General features: G+C 69.2%; 4 protein-coding genes and 1 pseudogene. 4 read left to right on the top strand and 1 reads right to left on the bottom strand.

Annotation, left to right across the window (positions count from 1 at the left end; all coding sequences use genetic code 11):
• Positions 1-459, bottom strand: a 459-nt coding sequence (locus ACTHNC_RS00340; RefSeq protein ID WP_440292594.1) for an AfsR/SARP family transcriptional regulator, incomplete at its 3' end; no start/stop codon positions are given.
• A 140-nt stretch (positions 460-599) separates the two neighbouring features.
• Between ACTHNC_RS00340 and ACTHNC_RS00335 the strand changes: the two genes are divergently transcribed.
• From ACTHNC_RS00335 to ACTHNC_RS00320, 4 genes and pseudogenes are all read left to right on the top strand, one after another.
• Positions 600-2,099, top strand: a complete 1,500-nt coding sequence (locus ACTHNC_RS00335; protein WP_440292593.1) for a RecQ family ATP-dependent DNA helicase — start codon at positions 600-602, stop codon at positions 2,097-2,099.
• A 31-nt stretch (positions 2,100-2,130) separates the two neighbouring features.
• Positions 2,131-2,727, top strand: a complete 597-nt coding sequence (locus ACTHNC_RS00330) for a class I SAM-dependent methyltransferase (protein ID WP_440292592.1) — start codon at positions 2,131-2,133, stop codon at positions 2,725-2,727.
• A 17-nt stretch (positions 2,728-2,744) separates the two neighbouring features.
• A complete protein-coding gene (locus ACTHNC_RS00325) occupies positions 2,745-3,140 on the top strand; it encodes a hypothetical protein (protein WP_440292591.1) in 396 nt (131 codons plus the stop codon).
• 234 nt (positions 3,141-3,374) lie between these two features.
• Positions 3,375-3,830: pseudogene (locus tag ACTHNC_RS00320) on the top strand (hypothetical protein); the annotation flags it as partial.

Here is a 3,830-nt window from a genome sequence, read left to right as displayed (position 1 = left end):
CTCGCCGAGATCGGCGCCCGGTTCGCCGCGCCACAGCAGCAGCCCCGCGGATGCCTGCGCCTCCGCCTCGAGCCAGTCGCCGCGCTCGATCGCCGCCCGCGCTTCATCCCTTGCCTGCGCCGCCTCGGCCAGGTCGCTCTGGTGCTGTTCGTCGTCGTCGCCCGCAGCGAGTTTGTAACCGCCTGGCGTCGAGACGATGAGCCCATCGGCCGCGACTGAGCGCACACGAGACACGAGCGTCTGCAGTGCGGCCTTCTCGTTGCGCGGCGGGTCGTCCTGCCAGAGGTCGTCGGCGATGCCGCGCACCGAGAGCGCCCTGCGGGCGAGCACCAGTGCGACGACGAGCGCCTTCGCCGTCGCACCCCCGGGCTCCACCCTCCCGCCGGACGCGGACTCGACGAGCACGGGACCGAGCACGGCGACCCGGCTGGTCGCTGTCCGCACGCTCGCCCGGCTCACGGAGCCCAAGTCTAGAGTGCGCATCCGTCGCGCCGAGGGTGCGTGTTCGTCGCGCCGAAGGTGCGTGTTCTTCCCGCCGAGGGTGCGCTACTGCACCGCAAGGGGTTGTCCGCGTGCCGCCGCCCGCCGTTGATGGAACGGTGACGAAAGCAGCGCAGGCGAAGACCGCACGAACGAAAGCGCGAAAGGGGAGGGCCAAGAACGAGCACGTCGACGTCGACCGCGTCGCGTCGGACGTCTTCGGATGGCACGAGCTGCGGCCCGGACAGCGGCGCGCCATGCAGGCATCCATCGACGGCGACGATGTGTTCGCCGTGATGCCGACCGGCTACGGCAAGTCCGCCATCTACCAGGTGGCCGGAGCAGTGCTGGGGGGAGTGACGGTCGTGGTGTCCCCGCTGATCGCGCTGCAGGCCGACCAGCTCGACGGCATGAACGAGTACGTGGATGCCCCGCGAGCCTTCGCGCTCAACTCGGCGCAGGGCGTGCGACGCAACCGGGAGGCGATGGATGCCGTCGACTCCGGCGAGCCCGTCTTCCTCCTGCTGGCACCGGAGCAACTCGCCAACGAGGAGATCCTGGACCGCCTCGCCGCGGCCGACGTGCGCCTCTTCGTCGTCGACGAGGCGCACTGCGTCTCCCGCTGGGGTCACGACTTCCGCCCCGACTACCTCAGGCTCGGCGAGTTCGCGAACGGGCTGGGTCGTCCGCCCATCCTCGCCATGACGGCCACGGCCGCGCCCCCGGTTCGGGAGGACATCGTCGAGCGGCTCCGCATGTCGCATCCGGTGACGGTCTTCGAGGGGTTCGACCGGCCGAACCTGTACCTGGAGGTCGTGCGTCACGAGCGCAAGAAGGACAAGAACCAAGCCGTCGTCGACGAGGTGGAACGGCTCGAGAAGCCCGGCCTCCTCTATGTGGCCACGCGCAAGGCCACGCAGCGATTCCGCGACGCGCTGCACGAAGCCGGAGTGGAGGCGGACGGATACCACGGGGCGATGCGGGCACGCGACCGCGAGGAGGTGCACGAACGTTTCCTCGACGATGCCTCCGACGTCGTCGTCGCGACGAGCGCGTTCGGCATGGGCATCGACAAGGCGAACGTGCGGTTCGTCGTGCACGCGAGCGTGCCGGACTCGCTCGACGCGTACTACCAGGAGATCGGCCGGGCTGGGCGCGACGGCGAGCCGGCCGTCGCGACGCTGCACTACCGGGAGGCGGACCTCGGCCTGCAGAAGTACTTCGCCGGATCGGCCGACGACGAGGAGGACGAGGAGAAGGCCGCGCAGCGACGCATCGAGCGATCCAGGGTCGAGATGCTCCGAGCGTATGCGGAGTCGAGGGCGTGTCGCCGCCGGCACCTGCTCGGGTACTTCGGCGAGGTAGTCGAGGAGCCGTGCGGCAACTGCGACAACTGCCGGTCCGGTGGCGCCTACGAGGTGGCCGAGGACGAGTCCCCTGGCGAGGCGGCCGCACACGACGACTTCGCCGTCGGCGCCGAGGTCGTGCACGCCGAGTGGGGACAGGGAACGATCATGGAGCGCACGGATGACACGGTGACGGTGTTCTTCGGAGACCGCGGCTACCGCACGCTCTCGGTGGAGCTCGTCCGCGAGCGCGAGCTGCTCCGCCTCGCGTGAAGCCCGCCGGCCAACGCGCCATGATGTGCAGATGGACTGGTCCGACTTCTACGCTGCGCAGGCCGGCCGTGCCGTGCGCCCGACGTTCTCGGCTGCGATGGATGCCTGGCGCGAAGCACACGGACAAGCCGTCGGGCACGCGCTCGACCTCGGCTGCGGCGACGGCGTGGAGTCGCGGGCCCTTCTGGCGGACGGATGGCGCGTGCTCGCGGTCGACGCCGACCCCGGCGTTCTCGAGCGAGTCACGGCGGGCGTGCCGGAGAGCGCGCTCGGGCGACTGACGGTGCGGCGGGCATCCTTCGAGGATCTGGCCCGCGAGGGGCTGCCGCCCGCGGATGTGATCTACGCAGGATTCGCGCTGCCGTTCTGCACGCGCGACGTGTTCGAGCGGCTGTGGTCGGGCATCCGCTCGTCGCTCCAGCCAGGTGGTCTCTTCGCCGGCGAGCTGTTCGGGCCGCACGATGATTTCGCGCAGTGGCCGGAGGTCAACACGCACGACCGCGCAGATGTCGAGCGACTGCTCGACGGCTTCGACGTGCTCCTGCTGCAGGAGGACGACCGCGACGGCGCCTCATTCGCCGGGCCGAAGCACTGGCACGTGTTCCACATCGTGGCCCTGGCCCGATGAGCGGCTAAGTTCGAGGGATGCCTGTCCCCACCGACTGGATCGAACACCGCCGCCACGACCGCGAACTCGTCGGCTGGATCCGTCCAGCGCGCGACGACGAAGGCGATGGCGACTTCGTGGTCGTCGACCTCCTCGGACGCGAGCGAACGGATGCCGTCGACTGGCTGACCGCGGAGGAGGCGCTGGAGGAACTCGGCATCGGCTACCTTGCAGACCCGTACGAGCTGCTGCTCGACGACGGTCGGTGGCTGCGGGTGCGCATCACGGAGGTGTCGACCGACGAGATCCGGGTCAAGCGCGACGACTGGGGCGCGATCGACATCCCGCTGCTCGAGTACACGGTGCCATTCCCGATGCCGCACACGCTGCGCGCGATCGCCCCCGGGACACCGGCCGAGCCGCTCTGGAGCTAGCGCGCCGCCAGCCGGTCGGCAGCCCGTCGTCGACCCGTTCAAGGCGCAAACGTTCTCCGGCACAAAGCGACCATCGACGTGCGATCGCCGTGGGCAGGAATCTCTACTCCCGCTCGTTTGTTCTACGAACTTGTGGGCATTGCCCGGTTTGGAGACCTTTCCGTCCCCAGGCGTGGGTTTGAGAACTTATACCCATCTCGATACTTTGTTCGAATGCTGGAGTAGGATGGCAGCATGGCATTCCACCTCACGCGGCTCCCCGAGATGACCGCGATGGTGTGCGCCATCCTGGAGAAACCGGCACTCGACGACACCCGCGACGAGGCAACGAACTCGCCGTCGCTGATCGAAGCCGTGCATCAACTCCCCGATACGGATCTGGAGGCGTTGCTGGCGCAAGCCGCTTCCGGTCGGGCGGAGTTCGACCGGGTGATCACCGTCGCCGCTGGGGAAGCAGCGAAACGTTCGCACCGCACCCTCGGGCACGGTGGGTTGGCGCAGCGGCGTGGGCACCGCACCGTGATCCAGCTTGTGCAGTCCCTCACCGGGGAATCCAAGGGCGAAGCGGCCCGGCAGGTGAAAGTCGGGGAACTGATCGGGGAGACCGACGCCGCGCAACGCACCAGCACAAGCACCGACACGGACAACCCCGGCGACACCAGCACTGACGGCGGTGACATCGAAACGAGC

Source organism: Humibacter sp., from assembly GCF_051954055.1.
Taxonomy (GTDB): domain Bacteria; phylum Actinomycetota; class Actinomycetes; order Actinomycetales; family Microbacteriaceae; genus Humibacter.
This window is presented reverse-complemented; position numbering and strand designations above follow the sequence as displayed.

Coding starts and splice junctions, on each gene's coding strand:
- ACTHNC_RS00330 (WP_440292592.1), top strand. CDS start 2,131: ATGGACTGGTCCGACTTCTACGCTGCGCAGGCCGGCCGTGCCGTGCGC.
- ACTHNC_RS00325 (WP_440292591.1), top strand. CDS start 2,745: ATGCCTGTCCCCACCGACTGGATCGAACACCGCCGCCACGACCGCGAA.